The sequence below is a fragment of the Pseudomonas sp. GM60 genome (assembly GCF_000282415.1).
GTDB classification, from domain to species: Bacteria; Pseudomonadota; Gammaproteobacteria; order Pseudomonadales; family Pseudomonadaceae; genus Aquipseudomonas; species Aquipseudomonas migulae.
This window is the reverse complement of sequence record NZ_AKJI01000010.1, coordinates 1-20,096: the sequence shown is the minus strand read 5'-3', so window position 1 is coordinate 20,096 and position 20,096 is coordinate 1. Positions and strand designations below refer to the sequence as shown.

Here is a 20,096-nt window from a genome sequence, read left to right as displayed (position 1 = left end):
CTATCCCCCCGCCTGCAATCCGTAGCGTCAGCTATGGGTCGGAAAGCGACGGTCTGGGCTCGACCGTCGCAGTGGATGATTAGACTTCTGTCTGCTCTGCCATTTCTAGAGCATCGTCTACCTCGATGCCCAAGTACCTGACAGTGCTTTCGAGCTTCGTATGACCAAGCAAGAGTTGGACTGCCCTCAAGTTCTTGGTCCTGCGATAGATCAACGAAGCCTTGGTTCGCCGTAGCGTGTGGGTACCGTACATCGTCGGGTCAAGTCCAATGGCTGTTACCCATGCTTTGACTATTCGAGTGTATTGCCTGGTAGAAAGATGATCTGATCCGTGCAAACGCGTCGGGAACAGAAAGTCCTCACTGCGAAGATGCGCCTGACGCATCCAAGCCTCCAGAATTGTTCGTGTTTGCTCAGTAATTGCAAACTGCACTGGATGCTGAGTTTTCTGCTGCATCACGATGGCCCGTGACGAAACATGCTCCCCATGCGCAATGTCACGTACTCGCAGGCAGCCAGGGATTGTGAATTCAGCCGGTCCATGCAACACAACTAAATTCTGTGTAAGCGACATGCAGACGGCCTCAGCGATTGAGCCTGGTAATTTTTGAACCCTGCAATCCCAGCCCGGCCATTAAGCCCTTTTGATCAAAGATGAACGCATAGACATCGGATTGAGCCGTTGAGGTAGTTATCGATTTGGCCATGCCTGAATCTACGACCACGATGCTTGGGCCCACGCCGACCTCAAATCCATTAACATTTTTCAGATCATTCATCGCTGAATAGGTCATGAAAAACATCACGTATCCAAACCGCTGCACGCCCGCCTGAAGGCCGTATGAGGCTGCTGTGGTCGCGTAGTATCCCGTCACTTTTCCGTTCTCAATCAATTCGCCTTCGCCATGGTGTGCGCCGGCGATGAGGCCCGCTTTCAGCACATCAGGGAAAACGAGGATACCCTTGGCTCGCTGCGCGAGGGCGCGCGCTTGCGGCGTTTTGGTATACAAACTCTGTAACGCCGCTTTCGCCTCGCGGTCCATTTCCGCGTTAGCAGCCATCGCATCAGAGGCGGAAGTTGATTGACCCATTTGGCAGCCCGCCGTGATCGCGAGGATTGAAATCATTGCCATCATTCGAAGGTATTTGATCATGAGCAATACTCCTTTTCTGTACCTGCCATTGAGGAACCTGCGTGGCGATAGCCGTTGCGGATCAAAGACTGACGGGGTCGATCTTTCCCTTAGACTTTAATCCTAATAAGCAGTTGGTCAAATGCTATCCGCTGCTCATCGCGGCAGGGTATGCCTTGTACGCCTGACAAACCGTTCAAATCGTTTGATGAAGCTCGGCACGCTTTAGAAACTCTTCTAACCGCTACGCGACAAGCTCGACATAGCTGGACTCCCCACCGCCAGTCGCGCCCGACAACCAACCCCATACGAAGGCCAAAGTGGGACGCCCTGCGTGATCAACGCCTACCGTGCCACGAGACCAGCCGGCCAGAATCTCACCGTCCGTAGTCAAACACTGAAAAAGAAGCTCAATGGTATCGGGGCCCGTCACGCGCCCGACTTGATTACCCGTACGGATCCGGCCGCCTTGGTAAGTGCTCCAAATGGCATCTTCCTCGACATGGTAATGAAATACTGTGCCTGCACCGGATAGCCCTTGGGTGTTGTCCGCTACCGTAAATCGGCGATTGTTCAAACAAAGCTCCCCCGCAATATCCCCCCCACGATGAGAAAAATCCCCCATAAACGGGCTGTATTACCCGATTCCTGTGTCAACTTTCATTGGCCAGGGGATCAAGTTGCGCCGCCAGCCGGGAATGATCAGCTGTTCAATTTTCTGGCATAGAGAATGCTGTACGTTCACTAGCGCATTAATTGAAAGTTTGAAGTTGTTATCGCGGGATAACAGATTTCCACCTGTGCTGCACAACCCTTCTGAGGAGTTACCTTCATGCGAAGTGAGCCACTAGTCCGCACGTTGGCACTCATGCTTCTCATCTTTGCCATAGGGGCATTCTGGAGTCTGTTCAGCTGGTTCAGCAGTTAAGCGTTGTTTGTGTTGCGGATCGGGTGAAGTCCCGGTTGAAGTCGGGATACCCCCGATTGCAGAAGCGGCAAGCGAAACCAACAGGCTGCCCATCGCGCAGTTCGCTGAAATGTTCAAGCCTGATTCCCCACTCCCCATTCCCCATTCCCAGGTCATTTGTTGATCGAGTGTTTCCCACTGTCTGACAGACCGCCCTGCCAGGTTGGTTCACGCATTGCCAGTTGAACAAACGGCCAGGCGCTTCTCATAAAAAAAGGGAGGGCATCGCTGCCCTCCCTTCCGCTTTCCACGTTTTTTTTCAAACGTGCTGATCAGTACCTCAAGTGGTGAGAATGAAGTCCGTGGCAGTGACGGTTGTCGCATCGGCCACACCGACCAGGCGGATGGAGTCAGCACCAGCGAAGCTGACCAGGGTATCCGCACCGACATCGGCGATGGTGACGCTGCCCGCAAAGGTCGCAGCCGTGATGTTCATCGCGGAGATATCGAGGCGGTCCTGCCCACCTCCTCCCGCGTTGGCATCGAAGCCGATGATCTGATCGACCCCGAAGCCCGCTGAGAACATGAAGATATCGTTGCCACTGCTGGCAACCATCATGTCGTTGCCGGCACCGCCTGTGACCGTATCGTTGCCAGTGCCGCCATCGATAAAGTCATCGCCGATACCACCCAACAAGGTGTCGTTGGCGGCGCCACCGAGCAGCGTGTCGTTGCCATCGCCCCCCTGGAGCAGATCGGTGCCCGCGCCGCCATCCAGACTGTCATTACCCAGCCCGCCGAGCAGCGTGTCGTTGCCGCTTCCACCGTCCAGAACATCTGCCCCATCACCACCGTCGAGGCTGTCATCGCCAGTGCCGCCGTTTAGTGTATCGGTGCCAATGCCACCGAACAGCTGGTCGTTACCGGCGTCGCCGTTCAGTGTGTCGTTGCCGCTGTTGCCGTTGAGTATGTCGTTGCCGCCGCCACCATTGAGGGTGTCGTTGCCCACCCCGGCGGTGATGATGTTGTTCAACCCGTTGCCGCTGCCGGCGAAGTTGCCGACCCCGGTGTAGGTCAGGTTCTCGACATTACCACCCAGCGTGTAGCTGGCCAACGACGTCTGCACAGTGTCCGTACCGCCACCCGCAACCTCGACCACCACGTCTGTGGCTGCATCGACGATGTAGGTATCGTTGCCCGCGCTCCCGACCATCCGGTCAGCACCCGCACCGCCATCGAGGAGGTCGTTACCCACCCCGCCGGTGATGGTGTTGGCCAGTGCGTTACCGGTACCTGTGAAGTTACCGGCACCGGTATAGGTCAGGTTCTCGACGTTGGCATCGAGCAGGTAGCTCGCGAAGGCGGTTTGCACCAGATCGGTACCGCCACCCACCGCCTCGGTGATAAGGTCACCGACGTTGTCGACCACATAGGTGTCGTTGCCGGCACCGCCGTTCATGGCATCCGCGCCAAGCCCGCCGTTGAGGGTGTCGTTACCGTCCTCGCCATTGAGGATGTCGTTGTCGTCTCCACCGTTGAGGGTGTCGTTGCCAGTGCCGCCAAACAGCTGGTCGAGACCGGCCAGGCCATTCAGCGTATCGCTCCCGCCCAGGCCAAGCAGCACATCGTTACCGGCGCCGCCGGTGAGGGTGTTCGCCTGTGCGTTACCTTGCAGCACTACGCCACTGAGCACCGCAACCGCTGCGGTTGCCGCGGAAGTCAACGTCTCCAGCGTGCCGAAGCCGTCGGTGTAGCGCACGATCACCCGTATTTGCAGGTTGCCCTGCGCCACACCCGGGGTGAAGGTCGAGGCCGTCGCGCCGTTGATGTTGGAGAAGGAAGCACCGATACCTTGCTGCCATTGGTAGCTGAAGGTGCCCAGCCCGTCCACATCGGCAATCCCGGCAGTCAGCGCCGTCAGCACTTGCCCTTGATCCGGTGTCGTATCGCTGATCAGCAACGCGCCTGTCGGTGCATCGTTGACGTTGTCCACCGGTCCCAGGATGTTGGACGCAACGCTTTCAGCCACACCGAAGTTATCGACGTAACCGATCATCACGCGCACTTCCTGGCCGACCTGAGCCTGGCCAAGCGCGAACGTGCTACCGGTAGCGCCGGCGATGTTGACGAAGCCAAGCCCGTCGTTCGCCTGCCACTGGTAGGTGAACTGCGGATTGCTCAGGCCATCGGCGTCGACGATGGTCGACGTATCGGCGGTCAACAGCTGGTTCTGCACGGCAAGCCCGGTAACGGTCGCCCCTTCGGTCGGTTCACTGTTGCCGGACGATTCGACGATCTCCAGCGTGCCCTTGGCATCCTGGTACACCGCCCGGACGCGGATGTTCAGACCCGCCTCATCAGGCCCCACCAGGAAGGTGGAGCCAGTCGCCCGCGTTGCCTCGCCAGCGGCGACAAAGGTGATGTCTTCATAGACGCCCGAACCGGGAATGGTTTCGACCTGCCAGTAGTAAGCCACCCCACCGGTTACCGCGCCGGTCGGATTGGTCGCACTCTGGTTGTCCGCGTCGTGTACCGCCGAACCACTGACGCGCAACAACTGACCAGCGACTGGCGTATCTTCACGCACACCGGTAGTTGCATCGAGGATTGCCAGGTGACCCGATGGGTCGCTGTTTTGCACAGTGCCGACTCCGGACGGTATCGCAACGTCAGCGAACTGCAGACGCTCAATGCCCGTCAGGCGATCGACGCCATCACGCCCAAGCACCGAGTCGGTCACGATGACAGTGTCGCCATCGATCTCGATGCCGTATTCCCCCAAAGTACCGGAGAACAACGCCGTATCGAAGCTGTCAGTGCCGGTCAGAATCTCCCGCACGATGACCAGTTGGCCAGGGTTGTACGTGCCGTTCAGCATAAACGGCACCAGTGGCTCCATGCTGTCGAACGTGGCGATTTCATCGCCAGTGCCGTCAATGTTCGCCCGTACGCTGATGCGTACGTTCAGCCACTTGTCACCATCGATGATGTCGTCACCGCCGCGACCTTCGATCAGGTCGCTGCCGCTACCGCCGAGGATGATGTTGCCGCCATCGAAGAACGTCGCTCCGGCTGGCAGCAGATCCGCCAGGCCGTTGATCAGGTCGATGTGGGTCAGCACACTGCCGGTTGCACCCGCAGTAGGCAGCGATGTGGCGTCTTCGTTATCACCGCGCAGGAAGTCACCGTGCGACGAACCCGACAGACCTTCCATGATGTCGAAACGCACCAGCGCCGAAGCACCTGAACCCGGTACTGGAGGAACATCGAAGAAACGGTCCGTGAAATCGATGGTCACGCCCTGTGCGAGCCCCTTGAAGGTTGCCCAGTCAAAGCCGGAGCCGCCGATATAGCGATCACCGAAGCCGAGACTGCCGACCATGATGTCATCGCCGCCTTCGCCGTTGAACTTATCGTTCTCGTTACCGCCGATGAACACATCGTGGCCGACGATAGGGTCGTTGCCGAGCGGGTCGAAGTTGTCGCCAGGTGCACCGTCCGAAGTGCCCTTCTCGATCCAGTCGTCGCCTTCGTTACCCATGTCCTGTTCGTTGGCTTTGCTGCCCAGGATGAAGTCGTTGCCATGACCACCAATGGCTTCGGAGGCGTCCTCACCGGTCACGATGAAGTCATTGCCGAACCCGCCGATGATCAGGTTGACGCCGTTACCTCCGTGCAGCACGTCGTTGCCGTCGCCACCCTGGATGTTATCGTCGCCGCCCTTGTCGGTGATGATGTCGTCGCCGGAGCCACCGCGCAGTTGGTCGTTGCCGTCACCGCCTTCGATGCGATCGTTGCCGCCGTCGCCCCAGATCGTGTCATCCCCCTCACTCGCGATGAGAATATCGGCGCTGTTGGTGCCGCCCATCACGATGTGCTCTGCACCGGTGTATTTGATGTAGTTGGCGTCCGGCCCTGCGGTCAGCGGGTTGTCGCGGAACACCACCTGCTCGCCGTTTTCGCCAAGCGGATCGGCATTGCCCAGGCCATCGTTGAATTGCTTGCTCTGATCCCTTTCCAGATAGAACGCAACGTCCGAGAACACCAGGCCCGGCAAGTGCGTGGCCGAGGTGTTGGCCATGATCAGCTTGGCGAACGAGTTGCTTTCAAGCTCCGCATTCATCGACAGGCCAGCGGTACGTTCCAGGTAGTAGAAGCGGTCGCCATCCTGCAGTTTTTCCAGCTGGTTCTCGAACACGAAGTTGAACGTCGAGCCGAGCATGCCGCCGAACGGCGTTTTCGCTTCGGCCAGGCCGCCGATCCACAAGTCGATGGCATCGACCCCCGTGATAGTCACGCCCTTCAGATCGTCGGCTGTTCCCAGCACGCCATCCTTGCCGGCCCGCGTTACGTTGGTCCAGTCACCGGTGCCGTTGAGGAAGTCCAGGCGATCAGTCGGTGCATCCGGACCACCGAATACCAGCGCCATGGCAGCAGCGCGTTTGCCTTCCAGCGTGGTCGCCGCCGTGATCGTTTCATGGGTGCCATAGGCTGCAATGAAGTTGATCAACGACTCCGGATGTTTAAGGTGCTGCACCAGGTCGACCCAGCTGGTGTACGGCTTGAGTTGGGTGTCACCGGTTTGGCTGTAGATGTCGCGGCGAATCGCGTTGAGTGAAGGAATCCCCACGTCGCGGCCACGGGCGATGTTGATCGCCGGCAGGTCGAGCGGCAGCCCGAGCAGGTTGTTGCGCAGCGCCTCGGTGACGAACTCGTCGATTTCGTTACCGGCTTGCCGAGTGATCCCACGCACGATCGCACTGGTCGCATCCTCAGGCGTCACGCCACTGGCGGCGTACGCCAACGGGTTGAGGAACGCCGCGATCAGGCCCAGTTGCTGATCGGGATCAGCACTGTTCGGATCGCCGATCACGTTGAAATCGACGTCGAAGCGATCGACGGTCTCGGTCAGCATCGAGTGGCCAAACCGGTACACGGTGTGGGCGAACTCGGCGACGATCGAGGCATCGAGGTCAACGTCATAGACCTGGGTCGGTGCGAAAAACAGATCGACGTTAGGCTGGATGGTCCGGGCAAATTCCTCGAACACCAGATGCTGATACTGCATCTCGGTGCCGAACTTGGCCGCCTGGAACAGGCGTTCGCCATTCCATACCAACGCATCGATCTCCGCCTGATTGACCGGCAACGCGCTCACTGGATTGAGCAGCCACTCGTTCAGGAAAGCCACGTCACCCGAGTCGAGCACGGTGTCTTTGGTTTGCGCGACCAGCCGATTGTGCTCGGAGTGGAAGATCGCATGTACGGCAGTCAGGCCGATGTTCTCGTTGACCCGGCCGTCGCCAGCGATGTAGTGCGCATCCAGCAACTCGTTGTCGTAGGCCAGGTTGGCCCCGGTTTGTGGATTGACCGGCACGTCGTTGCCAATCTCGGTACCCACGTCAGGCGCGAGCACGCCACCGATGAACACCGGCGCGGCATTGTGGGCAATGTCGACGAGGAACTGGTGACCGGTACGCACAGCATTGGTCAGGTCAATAGGGGCAAGCGGATTACCTTCGACAAGCTCGTCATCCGTCGTACCGCCAAGACCGTCAACGCCTTTCATCACGACCATCGGGAAGCCGTTCGGCCCCTTGATGAAATTGCCATAGGCATCGGTCGCCAACAGCGGGGCGTTATCGACGTCGGCATCGGTCAGGTGGATACCCAGAATGTCGTTGGCTTGCGCCTTGACCACTTTCCAGGTGGCCATGCCACCGATTTCGCTGTCGTCTGAGGTACCAAACTTGCCATCCGCCCCCAGGTCACGGTTGGTGATCAGCCTGCCCGTCGCGATGGGTCCGTCATCGGTCAGCAGATACCCGCGCAGGAACACCTGATGCGATGGGTGCGAGCTGTAGGTCTGGTTTTGGTCCACGAACGGCGTGGTGGTGTTGGAGTGCTCATGGATGTCATCGGCCGTGCCGAGAACACCATCCGCGCCTGGCTGGTTGGTCGCGCGGGTCAGCACCATGAAGTTAGCGTTGCCGCCTGGCACATACAGCGGATCATCCGGTTGCAGCGGAATGAAGATGGTGCCCGAACCGCCTTTGGTCACAAGGTCCAGACCGTGATCGAAGAACTGCCCGAAGAAGGTCATCCAGGAGTTGAACGGCGCGGACAACCCGGCATCCGGAGCGGTGTTCTCGAACATGTACACATCGTGGTCGTCGCCAGTACCGAACTGACCATCCAGGCCGGGGCTGGCGACTATCCGTACACCATCCTTGAGCACGTCGTCGTTATTCGGCGTGCCGAAGTTGAGCACACCGTCCGCGCCCACGTCGTACGCCGTGGCATACGCCGCCGGGTTGTTCGACGTCTGGTCGACGATCAGATTGCTGATCGTGCGCGGCTGCGAGTCAAACACATTGCCGCTGGTCTGCTGATACGACGATCCCGGAATGGCCGGCGAGCCAGGGCCGAAGAACCCGGCAGGTGCACCTTCCGCCGGATTGAAGACCGGATCGGTCAAACGCGGGAAGGTGTTATCCGCAGCACCAAACTCGGTGTTGTTGATGCCATTGAGGTTCATCAGGTTGTTGTTCGAGCCATCGACCGCACGCAGGCCCAGCGGCGCGCGGATGTTCGGGATCAACGAGAGGATGTCCTGACCGCCCGCTTCAGCCTCGGCAATCTTGATCTGATCAAGGATGAAGTTGAGGTCGGAGCGGACCATGTTAAGGCCCGGGCCACCCTCGGTGGCATTGACTACCGGTGTCGGTGCGGTCGGCACGACCGGTGCGCCGGGAACCACGACACTTGTCGGTTGCGAGAACACCACTTCAGTCGTGCCATGGCCATCCTGGTAGATCGCCTTGACCCGCAGTGACAACCCGGCAAGATCCGGCGAGACCTTGAACGCGGTGCCATCGGCACTCTGGAACGCCAGGTCACCCGCAGGCAACAGGATGATGTCTTCGAACACGCCACTGCCGGGGTCGGCTTCGAACTGCCAGTAGTAAGACACCGAAGTATTGTTGACGAGACCCTGCGGGTTACCCGCAGTGACGTTGTTGGCATCGCTCACCCCGAGCATGCTCACGGTCAGTGTGTCGCCCACTGTAATGTCGCCGCCGTTGCCATCCGTGACAGTCGGCCTGCCAACCGGTTGTGCGTTCAGCCCCGGTACCAGCACCCGCTGGGTATCGGCGAATTGCAGGCGCTCGATATGCAGCAGGGTATCGGTGCCGTCGCGACCCGCAACGGTATCCGTAACCGTCCAGACATCGTCCGCCAGGCTGGCCGTGCCACGGGTGTCCTGAATCACCGTGTACTCGGACTGAAGCCCGGAGAAAATCGCGGTGTCGAACGCCGCCCCGCCCGTCGAGGTGCCGGGCAGGATTTCCCGCACGGCCTTGAGCTGCCCTGGGTTATACGTGCGGTCCAGCATGAACGGGATCATATCAGCCATGCTGTCGAAGCTGGCGATCTCGGGGCCGGTATGGTTGACGTCGCCGGGGGCATAAACTGCGATTCTGACGTTGATCCATTTGTCGCCATCGATCAGATCATCGCCGCCGCGACCCTCGATCAGGTCACTGCCATTGCCACCGAGGATGATGTTGCCCGTGGCAAAGCCGGTGGTCGGCAAGCCGGCATCGGACAGGAACTGCTCCAGTCCACGGATCAACGCCACATTGGTCAGTGCACCGCCCGTGGCACCACCGTGGTTGATGATAGTGACCGCATCAACATCATCGCCTTTGAGTACGTCGCCGAACTTCGAACCGGACAAGCCTTCCACTTCCGCGAAGCGGTCAAGGATCGAGGCCGGCGAAGCGCCCACCGGATTGAACACCCCGGTGTTCTGGTTTGGCGCGTTGCCGTGTGGCTGTGCCAGCGCGGCCAGGGACAGGTCGACGGTCACGCCGACCTGGTCATTTTTGTAGGTCACCCAGTCGAACCCGGACATGCCGTCCATCTTGTCCTGGGCATCGCTGCCGACAAAGATGTCATCGCCACCCTCGCCGATCATTTCGTCGAAGCCACCACCGCCGACAAAGATGTCGTTGCCGATCGTATCGTCAGTGAGCAACGGCGCAGCGTTATCGCCAGGCGCACCGTCCTGGGTGCCCTTCTCGATCCAGTCATCGCCTTCGTTGCCGGTCGGTGGCAGGTTGGTCTTGGCGCCGAGAATGAAGTCGTCACCCTGACCGCCGAAGGTCGTGGTGATGTCTTCGGTGGTGATAATGAAGTCCTGGCCATCGCCGCCAAGGATCAGGTTGCCCGCAACCCCCATTTTACCGGCCACGATCACGTCGTTACCGGCATTGCCTTCCAGGCGGTTGTCACCGAACGAGTCGGTGATGATGTCATCGCCTGCGCCGCCCAGAACCGCATCGTTCCCGGCGCCGCCTTCGAGGACATCGTTGCCGCCGTCGCCGTAAACGGTGTCATCACCTTCACCGGAGATGATGATGTCATTGCCGGCGGTGCCGCCGAGGACAACATGATCTTCACCGGTGTAATGCAGAAAATTACTGTCCGTGCCCACGGTGTCGGGGTTGTCGCGGATCACCAGCGGCACGACTTCCACGCCGTTGATCATGATGCCGCCCGTCGGGTCGGCACGACCGCCGACGCCAAGGCCAGTGAACTGATTGGCCTGGGTCACTTCGAGGGTGAACGCCGGCGTCAGGAACACGGTGTTCGACAGGTGGGTGACATCGGTGTTGAGCATGATCAACTTGGCGAAGGAGTTGTTCTCAAGCTCGGTGCCGAAGTTCAGGCCCGCCGTACGCGACAAGTAGTAGAAACGGTCGCCGTTCTGCAACGCCTCCATCTGGGTTTCAAACACGAAGTTGAACGTCGAGCCGAGCATACCGCCGAACGGCATCTTCTCTTCGGCAAGGCCGCCGACCCAGAAGTCGATGTCGTCGACACCGGTGGTGGTGACGCCATTGATCATGGCGTAGATGCCCGTACTGTTAAGAAATGCCAGGCGATCCTCTTCAGTGGCGGTAAAAGTACGCTCATCGGCAGTGCCGGCGTTGATCACCGCGCTGCCGCCAAACACCAGGGCAGCAGCGACCGCACGCATCTCGACCAGCGTATCCACATCGGCCGCAGTCAATGCACCGTGAGTACCGAAGGCCGCGATGAAGTTGACCAAGGATTCGGGGTGTTTGAGGTTTTCCGCCAAGTCAGCCCAACTGATGTACGGCTTGAGTTGGCTGTCGCCGGTTGCCTGGTAAAACTCACGCCGCGCCTCATTCAACGTAGGGATGCCAGTGTCGCGACCACGCGCCAGGTTCAGGGCCGGCAAATCGAGGGGCAGACCCAGCAGATTGTTGCGCAACGCTTCGGTGACGAACTCGTCGATCTCGTTGCCGAGCTGACGGGTCACACCGCGAATGATCGCCCCTGCCGCTTCGTCAGCGGTAGCCCCGCTGCCGGCGAATGCCAGAGGGTTGAGGAAGGCTGCGATCAGACCGAGCTGCGCGTCAGGGTTGTTCGGGTCAGAGAGGACCGGATTGAACTCGGGGTCGAAGCGATCGACAGTCTCGGTCAACATCGAGTGACCGAAGCGATACACCACATGGGCGAACTCGGCGAGGATGGCCGGGTTGATTGAGGTGTCATAGCCGTTGGGGGCAAGGAATTCGTCGACCTGCGGCTGAACGGTCCGCGCAAATTCCTCGAACACCAGGTGCTGATACTGCATCTCGGTGCCGAACTTGGCGGCCTGGAACAGCCGTTCGCCATCCCACACCAATCCTGCGATTTCGGCGGGAGTCGTCGGAATTGCCGCGACGTCGTCTGCCAGCCACTCATTGAGAAACGCCAGATCGCCAGAGGCCAGGATGGTTTCCTTGGACTGCTGGACCAGGCGGTTGTGTTCGGAGTGGAACACATGGTGCACAGTGGTCAGGCCGATGTTTTCGTTCGCCCGGCCATCGCCGGCAATGTAGTGAGCGTCGAGCAGTTCGTTGTCGTAGGTCAGGTTGTTGCCGCCCGCGCCCACTGGCTGCGCATTGCCGATTTCGGTGTCACCATCCGCCTGCAAAACCCCGCCGAGGAGCACCGGCGCGGCATTGTGCGCGATGTCGTCGAGGAAGCCATGCCCGGTGCTCACGGCGTTGGCCAGACTGATCGGAGCATCCCGGTTGCCTTCGACCAGTTGCGTGATGTCATCCGCCGTACCGGCGATACCGTCTGTGCCGTTGCTGATGCGCATCACCACCTGCGGCATACCGCCCGGGCCACGGATGAAGTTGCCATACGCGTCGGTCGCCAGCAGCGGCACGTTGTGCACATCGGCGTCGGTCAGGTTGATGCCGAGAATGTCACGGGCCTGAGCCTTGACCACTGCCCAGGTCGCCATGCCGCCATTTTCGGCGCCGCCATCATCGGCAGTGCCGAACTCGCCATCGGCGCCCAGATCGCGATTGGTAATCAAGCGCCCGGTTGCAACAGGGTCACCTGCCGCGTTGATTACGTACTCGCGCAGAAATACCTGATGCGAGGGGTGCGAGCTGTAAGTCTGGCTTTGGTCTACGAACGGCGAGGTGGTGTTGAGCTGCCCATCGTCCGTCGTGCCAACAATTCCGTCCGCGCCGGCCGTACGCACGGCCCGTGGCAGCACCATGAAGTTGGTCGGACTGCCCGGCACGAACAACGGATCGTCCGGCTGCAACGGAATAAACACAAAATCGGTAGCGCTCTTGGTGACCAGGTCGAGGCCGTGGTCGAAGAACTGGCCGAAGAAAGTCATCCACGAGTTGAAGCCCGCAGTCAGACCGGCGTCCGCCGACTGGTTGGGGATGAAGAACACTTGCTTGTCGTCATCCGTGCCGAAGACACCATCGGGACCTGGGCTGATGACCGGGTCGGCACCACCGTTCGCCGCAACCGCAGCCGGGTTGTTGGCGGTCTGATCAACGATCAGGTTACTGATAATCCGTGGTTGTGGGTCGATCACATCCCCTGTCCCGGAGTATGACGCCAGAAACGAGGGGTCCAGCAGGCGCGGGAAGGCATTGTCCGCAGCGCCAAACTCACTTTGCCCGGTCACCAGGTTGTTGTAGCTGCCATCGACGGTGCGCAGGCCGAAAGGCACCTGACTGTTGGGTAGCAAATCACTGAGGCTGGCGCCGTCGGCATGTGCTTCTGCGATGAAAATCTGTTTGAGGATGAACTCCAGGTCGGACTTGTTGAAATTGGCCATTTTGCTTGCCCTCGATTTCTTTAGTGAAGGGCACGGGACGAAAAGAATCCTCCCGCGCCCAGTCAGGTGCTGGCTTGCGCAGTGTGTAGGTTCATTTTTTTGGCGAGAGCTGACACGGGAAGGCAAAGCCGTTAGTACGGCCCCCGGTATGCGCGCCTGGAATTCGCGGAACTCGCGAAAGAATGGCTCGCTAAGCGATCAGGCAGAGCGAACCCGGGCCCTAGGCGGGCCATGGAAACTTGAGGTCAAGGCGAACTTGCTGAACAGCCCCTTCCCTCTGCAGTAGAACGAAGTGATCGACATGCTGTGCTCCTTCGGAGAACCACCGCGCTTTTCGCTGCCAAAGAGTTGACAGACTTCAGGCGGACGGTTGTCGTCAATGAGTAAGACTAAAGTTGGATAGCAAAAAATTGTCAATTTTACGACGGACAAACCGGACGACCGGTGCTACGCCTCTCAACTCGCTGTTTTTAATGGACTTATAGAAAGATTGACGCACCATTAGAGCGAAATGTTATTTCAGATTGTTTCGCCGCGACCTACGCTGCTTGCTACGGGAGCAACGCAGAAATTTGCACGAGATTCGCCCGAGAGCGAACCTGCGTATCGACGGCTACCCACGGGACTAAATCTGTTAGCTGCTGCTCCGCAAGGGCAAACGGCTTTTTGAAGAGGGGGTCAGCCAAATGCACAAGCAGTCGAACTCTCGATCCGAACTGGCCGACGCACTCTTCCGACTTCGTCGTAGTTTTTACTCCCTGGCGGGTTTCAGCGGCGTCATCAACGTCATGATGTTGACGCCAGCCGTTTACATGTTGCAGGTCTATGATCGAGCCTTGGTCAGTCGCAACGTCACAACGTTGACGATGCTGACCGTTCTGGTGATAGGCCTGTTCTTGCTGATGTCCACGCTTGAAATGTTCCGCACCCGTGTGCTGATCCGGGTCGGCAACTGCCTCGACATGGACCTCAATCGACGCATTTTCACCGCCGCATTCGAGCGCAACCTGAACCGCGCCGGAGGCAATCCGGCCCAGGCCCTGCAGGATCTCGCGCAGGTGCGTCAGTTCCTCACCGGCAACAGCCTGTTCGCGTTCTTTGATGCGCCATGGACGCCGATCTACCTGCTGGTCGCCTACCTGATCCACCCGCTGCTCGGACTGGTCACGCTCATCGGCTCGCTGATTCTGATGGGCCTGGCTTACCTCACCGAGAAGGCGACGCAAAAGCCGCTGGCCGAAGCCAATCAGGCCGCCCTCTCCTCCGCCACCTACGCCAACAACAACCTGCGCAACGCCGAGGTCATTGAGGCCATGGGCATGTTGCCGTCGATCGGCAAGCGCTGGTACCAAAGCCATTTGCGCATTCTGGAAATGCAGACCCTGGCCTCAGACCGTGCCGCCCTGATCAGCAGCACCGGGCGCTTTGTGCGTATCACCTTGCAATCGCTGATCCTCGGCGCCGGTGCGCTGCTGGCGATCGAAGGCAAGATCACCCCCGGGATGATGATTGCCTGCTCGATCCTTACCGGCCGCGCGTTGGGCCCGGTGGAACAAGTCATCGCGTCGTGGAAGCAACTGCTTGGCTGCCGCTCGGCCTGGGGCCGGTTGAATGAAATGCTCAACGACTTTCCGCGCCGGCCACCGAGCATGTCGCTGCAACGCCCGCTGGGCATGCTGGCAGTGGAGAATGTGTACGCCGGCTCCCCCGGTACCAACAACACGATTCTGCGCGGGGTGAGCTTCAACCTTTCCCCTGGCGAAAGCCTTGGCATTATCGGCCCATCCGCCTCGGGCAAATCCACCCTGGCCCGCCTGTTGGTCGGCGTCTGGCCGGCACAGGCCGGCAAGGTGCGCCTCGACGGCGCGGACATATTCACCTGGAACAAAGGCGAACTCGGCCCCTGGCTCGGTTACCTGCCACAGGACGTGGAGCTGTTCGAAGGCACCATCGCCGATAACATTGCACGCTTTGGCGAAGTGGACAGCGACGCGGTCATCCGCGCCGCCAGAACGACGGGCGTGCACGAGATGATCCTGCGTTTTGCGCAAGGTTATGAGACCCGCCTGGGCACCGATGGCAGCCCGCTTTCCGGTGGCCAGAAGCAACGCATCGCCTTGGCTCGCGCGCTGTATGGAGACCCCAATCTGATTGTGCTCGATGAGCCGAACGCCAACCTCGACGACGTCGGTGAAAAGGCGTTGGTCGATGCGCTGGCCCAACTCAAAGACCGTGGCGCCACCGTCATTCTGATTTCCCACCGCCCCAATGTGCTCTGCGCCGTCGACAAGGTGCTGATGCTGCGTGACGGCGGCGTGCAGATGCTCGGCACTCGCGACGAAGTATTCGCAGCGCTGCGCAAGGCGAGTGTGATGCCTGCAGGCGCGTCGACTCCGCTGGCCTCCGTCAAAACGCGGGAGTGACCGATCATGCAAATGAGCCAACACACCGAGATGATTCACGTCGATCCCAGGAACGATGTAGATCTGGACGTCGCCAAACCTGTGCGCAGGGGCCTGTGGCTAGTGCTCGCCGGCTTCGGAGGCTTCCTCCTGTGGTCGTGGCTGGCGCCGCTGGATGCCGGCGTGGTAGCGACAGGCACGGTAAAAGTCACCAGCAATCGCAAAGCCGTGCAGCATCTGAGCGGCGGCACCGTGGAGGCCATTCTTGTCCGCGAAGGCGATTCCGTGAAAAAAGGCCAGGAGGTGGTCCGCCTCGATTCGCTGCGCGCCCTTGCCGAACAGGGTGCGGTCAGCGCCCAGTACATCGTCAGCAAGACCGTGGAAAACCGCCTGGAAGCGGAACGTGACAACCGCGACGTAGTGAACTTCGATCCCGAACTGTTCAAGCGCTTCGGGAATGACCACCGCCTGCTGGCTGCCATGGATCTGCAGCAACGCCTGCTGGACACCCGGCGCGCCGGCCTCGCTGGCGAAATCAGCATCCTGCAGGAAAACCTCGCGGCGTCGGCGGTGCAGCTCAAGGGCCTGCAACAGGTCTATGGCGCCCGCGCCTCGCAGATCAACTTCCTCAACCAGGAACTGAAAGGCACCCGCGTGCTGGCAGCCGAAGGCTATGTGCCGCGCAACCGCCTGCTGGAGCTGGAGCGCAGCAATGCCGACCTCTCCGCGGGCCAGGCCGAGAACCTCAACAACATCGCTCGCGTGCGTAGCCAGACCACCGAAATCAAGCTGCGCATCCTGCAGCGCCAGCACGATTACTTGAAGGAAGTCGAATCGCAGCTCACCGACACCGCCAAGGAAAACACCACCCTGGCCGACCGCTTGCGTGCGCTGGACTATGAAGTGACCCACACGGTGATTCGATCGCCCATCGATGGCATGGTCCAGTCCCTGAGCATTGCGACTGTCGGCGGGATCATCCAGCCCGGCTTCAAGATCATGGAAATCGTTCCGGACAACGAGCCGCTGCAGGTCGACGCAATGATTCCCGTGCAGGCCATCGACAAGATGGTCCCCGGCCTCGCCGTGGACATTGCCTTCCCGGCCTTCAACCATGCCCAGACGCCCAACATCCCCGGCCGCGTGAAGACCGTTTCCGCCGACCGCCTGATGGACGAGGAAAGCAAGCAACCCTTCTATCTGGCTCAGGTAGAAGTCACACCCGATGGCATGAACCTGCTTGGCAGCAATCACATTCGTCCCGGCATGCCCGCCAGCGTCACCATAAAAACTGGCGAGCGCAACATGATGAGCTATCTTCTGAAACCAATGCTCGACCGTGTTGACAGCTCTTTCAAGGAACAATGAAATGGACCGTCATTGCCTGTTCGCCTGCCTGCTATCGCTGTCTCTGCCTGCCAGCGCCATTGACCTCAAACAAGCGTGGGATCTGTTGCAGTACCAAGGTCCCATCTATCGCGCCGCTGTACATGAAAAGGAGGCCGGCCTGGAAAACCGCGCCATCGGCCAAGCCGGTCTGCTGCCGCAGATCAGCGCCTCGGCCTACGACAACAAGGTCAATGGCACCCAGCGCCAGAGCGGCATCGAGAGGGATCTCGACTACGACTCCAAGGGCGCCAACGTGCGCTTGCGCCAGCCGCTGTTCAACAAACAGAAAATGGCCGAGTACCGCCAGGGTAAACAGCGTGCCGACTACAGCGTCGCGGTGTTCGATGCCAAGAGTCAGGATGCCGCGGTGCGTCTCGCCGAAAGCTATTTCGACGTGCTGTTGGCCAGCGAAACCATCGTCCTCGCCAAGTCCAAGCTGAACGCCTTCGAGGAGCAACTCGCTTCGGCGAAACGGCGCATGGAGCTGGGGGCCGGCACCGTCACCGACATCGACGAGTCGATCGCTCGCCGCGACCTCGCCGATGCCGAGCTGATCGAAGCGCAGGACAACCTGATCAATGCGCGCCGCAAGCTTGAGGAGTACATCGGAGAAACCCCCGAATCGTTGACCACCTTGCGTCCGACTTTCGATACGCCACCGCTGCTGCCGAGCAACCTGCAGGACTGGTTGGTCAAGGCTCAGACCGACAGCCCGCTGATCCATGCGCGCCGTCATAGCAGCGACCTTGCTGAAGAAGAAGTGAAGCGCGTCAAGGCGGGCCACTGGCCGACACTGGATTTCGTAGCCGGCTACACCGCGGGCGATAGCCAATCCATCTCCGAGCTGAATCAACGCAACCGCTACGGCTCAATCGGGCTGGAAGTCAACTTCCCGCTGTACAACGGTGGCGGCACCAGCGCGCTGGCACGCCAGGCCAGTTCCAATAGCTCCAAGGCTCTGGACGAACTCGACGCCACGCGACAGGAAGTCATCTCCGGAACGACCCGCGAGTACGCCGGCGTACAGAGCGGCGCCAAACGCATTCACGCCCTGGAGCGGGCCGTAGAGTCCAACGAACGCTCACTGCTGTCCACACGCAAGGGTTTCAAGGAAGGAGGCACCAGCACCAACTCGGACGTCCTCAATGCCGAAGAACTGCTCTTCGTTGCGCGCCACGACCTGTTCGAGGCGAAGCTGCGTTACTTGATGTCGCGCCTGCGCCTGGCCTCTTCGGTGGGCAGCCTGGGCGACGACGACATCGACCACATCAACGACTACCTCGGCCCGGAGCTGTTGGTCACCAATTGAATTGGTGTTCAGGTGAACAGCGTCATTCCTGAGCAGTCGCTAATCGTAGAACGGCTCAACCAACGCCCGGCTGCCGACAAAAAAACTATCGGCGACCAGTCGCAGCGGCTGGAGATCCAGGTCACTGGCCTTGTCACCAATCAGCTGTTGAAAATGTCGATACACCGCCGCGTACTCACCCTCCTCCGATACGGCCTGACGCACTCCATCGATACTCAAGAGCGCACCGCCGTTGTCCAGTCGCAGGATGCCTTCGGCGCAGCGAATCTCGATGCTCCAGAGCTCATCATGGCCGTGGTCGAAATCGAACTCCGCACGAACATCGAGGTGGCGCGCGTCGGACATTTTGATGGACGCGGCGATAGGCGACTGGCAGTTGTCGGGGACGCGCAGTTCGGCGGACTCGACAAACAGCGACAGTGGCAGCAGATGAGTTGCAATCGACAAGGCATTGATGCCGGGATCGAAGACGCCCAGGCCGCCGGGTTGCCAGATCCACGCCTGGCCGGGGTGCCACTTGCGCACGTCTTCCTTCCAGTCAATCTGTACGCTTTGCAGGGTGCGGGTGGCCAGCCAGTCGCGAGCCGCTTCAATACCGGGCGCGTAGCGTGAATGCCAGGCGAACAGTCCGCTGACGCCTTGCTCTGCAACCTGATTCACCAACGCCATCGCTTCGCCCAACGTGGTGCACGGAGGTTTTTCGACCAGTACGTGCTTGCCTGCGGCCAGCGCTTGTTGCACCAGTGCGAATCGTCCTTGCGGCGGTGTGCAAAACGCAATCGCATCCACAGGCGGACCGTTTTCGAGCAGCTCGCCCAGGGACTGAAAGTTCTCTACCCCGGCGCAGGGCTGCCCTTGCGTTGCGACAGCGACCAACTGGAACGCGGGGTTGGCGTTGATCGCTGGAACGTGTTGATCCTGGGCAATCTTGCCGTAGCCCACCAGACCGAGACGGATCGGTTGCATTAATGACTCCTGTTTTTTTTCTTGTCTTGGGAAGCGCATCGACAAGACTACGTTTGTATAGCGGGGAAGTCATTGATGACGTGCTGACGTTTCGTGAACGCTACCTTTCAGTCAGCCCCTCCCCGCACAAACCGCCTGACCTCGGCCTGTATGGCATAAGCCGGCGCCTCCACCGCATTGAAATCCTGTGTATACCGCTGGGCAAATCCATCGACTCCCCACTCCTGAAACTGCTGCACATGCTTGAGTTCGTGAGCCCAGAGCGCGACATCCTGTTCTGCGGTTTGAGCGTCCCGGAAGAGAATGATGTCGATCAGCGTCACGGCTCCGACATCGGGGTTTTGCAGCATGGCAGTGGCGGCACTGAACTGACCGTTGTCGCTGACTTTATAGCCCGCGGCATCGAGGACACCGGGGGCGTACCAGCGCAGCAGTTGCTCGCGGATGTGCGGTGGGATGGGTTGGATGCTGGTGTTGACTACTTCGGCGTGGGCTTGGGTCAGCCACAGCGCCAGAGCAGGTACGGCGATCTGGTAGACACCATCAGGCACGGGGCCGAGCACCTGCCCCAGGTCTGGCAGGCAGATGCAGCCGTCCAGGCAAACTTGTTTCTCGCCAGCCGGGCAGGCGCTGGGCTGGGCTGGCACTTCAAGCGTCAGACAAAGAACAAACAGCGCCACCAGGCGCGTGATGATGGGCGGCATTGTGACCTCCAGGGACGGAAGCAGCGCGAACAGTGGGCCATAACTGATCGATAACCTGCAAAGCTTTTGCGTATCCCTAAATTTCTTTGCACCACTTTCCTGCGGGCAAAACA

Annotated in this window: 8 protein-coding genes and 1 pseudogene; 3 read left to right on the top strand and 6 right to left on the bottom strand. The window is 59.9% G+C overall.

The genetic code is table 11. From position 1 onward, the window contains the following. Positions 1–79: 79 nt before the first annotated feature. From PMI32_RS0128605 to PMI32_RS27105, 4 genes and pseudogenes are all read right to left on the bottom strand, one after another. Positions 80–511: pseudogene (locus tag PMI32_RS0128605) on the bottom strand (tyrosine-type recombinase/integrase); the annotation flags it as partial. Between the two features lie 73 nt (positions 512–584). Then, on the bottom strand, positions 585–1,154 hold the full coding sequence (locus tag PMI32_RS27100) for a lipid-binding SYLF domain-containing protein (RefSeq protein WP_008024532.1): 570 nt from the start codon (positions 1,152–1,154) through the stop codon (positions 585–587). A gap of 223 nt (positions 1,155–1,377) precedes the next feature. Then, entirely contained in the window at positions 1,378–1,758 is a 381-nt protein-coding gene (locus tag PMI32_RS30520) for an avidin-fold protein (RefSeq protein ID WP_050550341.1), read from the bottom strand. 622 nt (positions 1,759–2,380) lie between these two features. Beyond that, entirely contained in the window at positions 2,381–13,213 is a 10,833-nt protein-coding gene (locus PMI32_RS27105) for a peroxidase family protein (protein WP_008024529.1), read from the bottom strand. Between the two features lie 686 nt (positions 13,214–13,899). Between PMI32_RS27105 and PMI32_RS27110 the strand changes: the two genes are divergently transcribed. Genes PMI32_RS27110 through PMI32_RS27120 form a run of 3 tightly spaced genes read left to right on the top strand, consistent with a single transcriptional unit; the run spans position 13,900 to position 18,313 of the window. Next, positions 13,900–15,636: a type I secretion system permease/ATPase gene (locus PMI32_RS27110; protein ID WP_008024527.1), complete on the top strand. Its 1,737-nt coding sequence runs from the start codon at positions 13,900–13,902 to the stop codon at positions 15,634–15,636. 6 nt (positions 15,637–15,642) lie between these two features. Further along, positions 15,643–16,983: an HlyD family type I secretion periplasmic adaptor subunit gene (locus PMI32_RS27115; RefSeq protein ID WP_008024526.1), complete on the top strand. Its 1,341-nt coding sequence runs from the start codon at positions 15,643–15,645 to the stop codon at positions 16,981–16,983. Position 16,984: 1 nt separating this feature from the next. Beyond that, entirely contained in the window at positions 16,985–18,313 is a 1,329-nt protein-coding gene (locus tag PMI32_RS27120) for a TolC family outer membrane protein (RefSeq protein ID WP_008024524.1), read from the top strand. A 39-nt stretch (positions 18,314–18,352) separates the two neighbouring features. Here PMI32_RS27120 and PMI32_RS27125 read toward each other — a convergent pair whose 3' ends face one another. Further along, positions 18,353–19,279: a Gfo/Idh/MocA family protein gene (locus tag PMI32_RS27125; protein WP_008024522.1), complete on the bottom strand. Its 927-nt coding sequence runs from the start codon at positions 19,277–19,279 to the stop codon at positions 18,353–18,355. A 107-nt stretch (positions 19,280–19,386) separates the two neighbouring features. Continuing rightward, positions 19,387–19,983 carry an eCIS core domain-containing protein gene (locus tag PMI32_RS27130; protein WP_008024520.1) on the bottom strand — a complete coding sequence of 199 codons (597 nt, stop codon included), beginning with the start codon at positions 19,981–19,983 and terminating at the stop codon, positions 19,387–19,389. Between the last annotated feature and the right edge of the window lie 113 nt (positions 19,984–20,096).

Excerpts from the sequence above, each read along its gene's own strand:
- PMI32_RS27125 (WP_008024522.1), bottom strand. The coding sequence starts at position 19,279 with ATGCAACCGATCCGTCTCGGTCTGGTGGGCTACGGCAAGATTGCCCAG.
- PMI32_RS30520 (WP_050550341.1), bottom strand. The coding sequence starts at position 1,758 with ATGGGGGATTTTTCTCATCGTGGGGGGGATATTGCGGGGGAGCTTTGT.
- PMI32_RS27105 (WP_008024529.1), bottom strand. The coding sequence starts at position 13,213 with ATGGCCAATTTCAACAAGTCCGACCTGGAGTTCATCCTCAAACAGATT.
- PMI32_RS27130 (WP_008024520.1), bottom strand. The coding sequence starts at position 19,983 with ATGCCGCCCATCATCACGCGCCTGGTGGCGCTGTTTGTTCTTTGTCTG.
- PMI32_RS27100 (WP_008024532.1), bottom strand. The coding sequence starts at position 1,154 with ATGATCAAATACCTTCGAATGATGGCAATGATTTCAATCCTCGCGATC.
- PMI32_RS27120 (WP_008024524.1), top strand. The coding sequence starts at position 16,985 with ATGGACCGTCATTGCCTGTTCGCCTGCCTGCTATCGCTGTCTCTGCCT.
- PMI32_RS27110 (WP_008024527.1), top strand. The coding sequence starts at position 13,900 with ATGCACAAGCAGTCGAACTCTCGATCCGAACTGGCCGACGCACTCTTC.
- PMI32_RS27115 (WP_008024526.1), top strand. The coding sequence starts at position 15,643 with ATGCAAATGAGCCAACACACCGAGATGATTCACGTCGATCCCAGGAAC.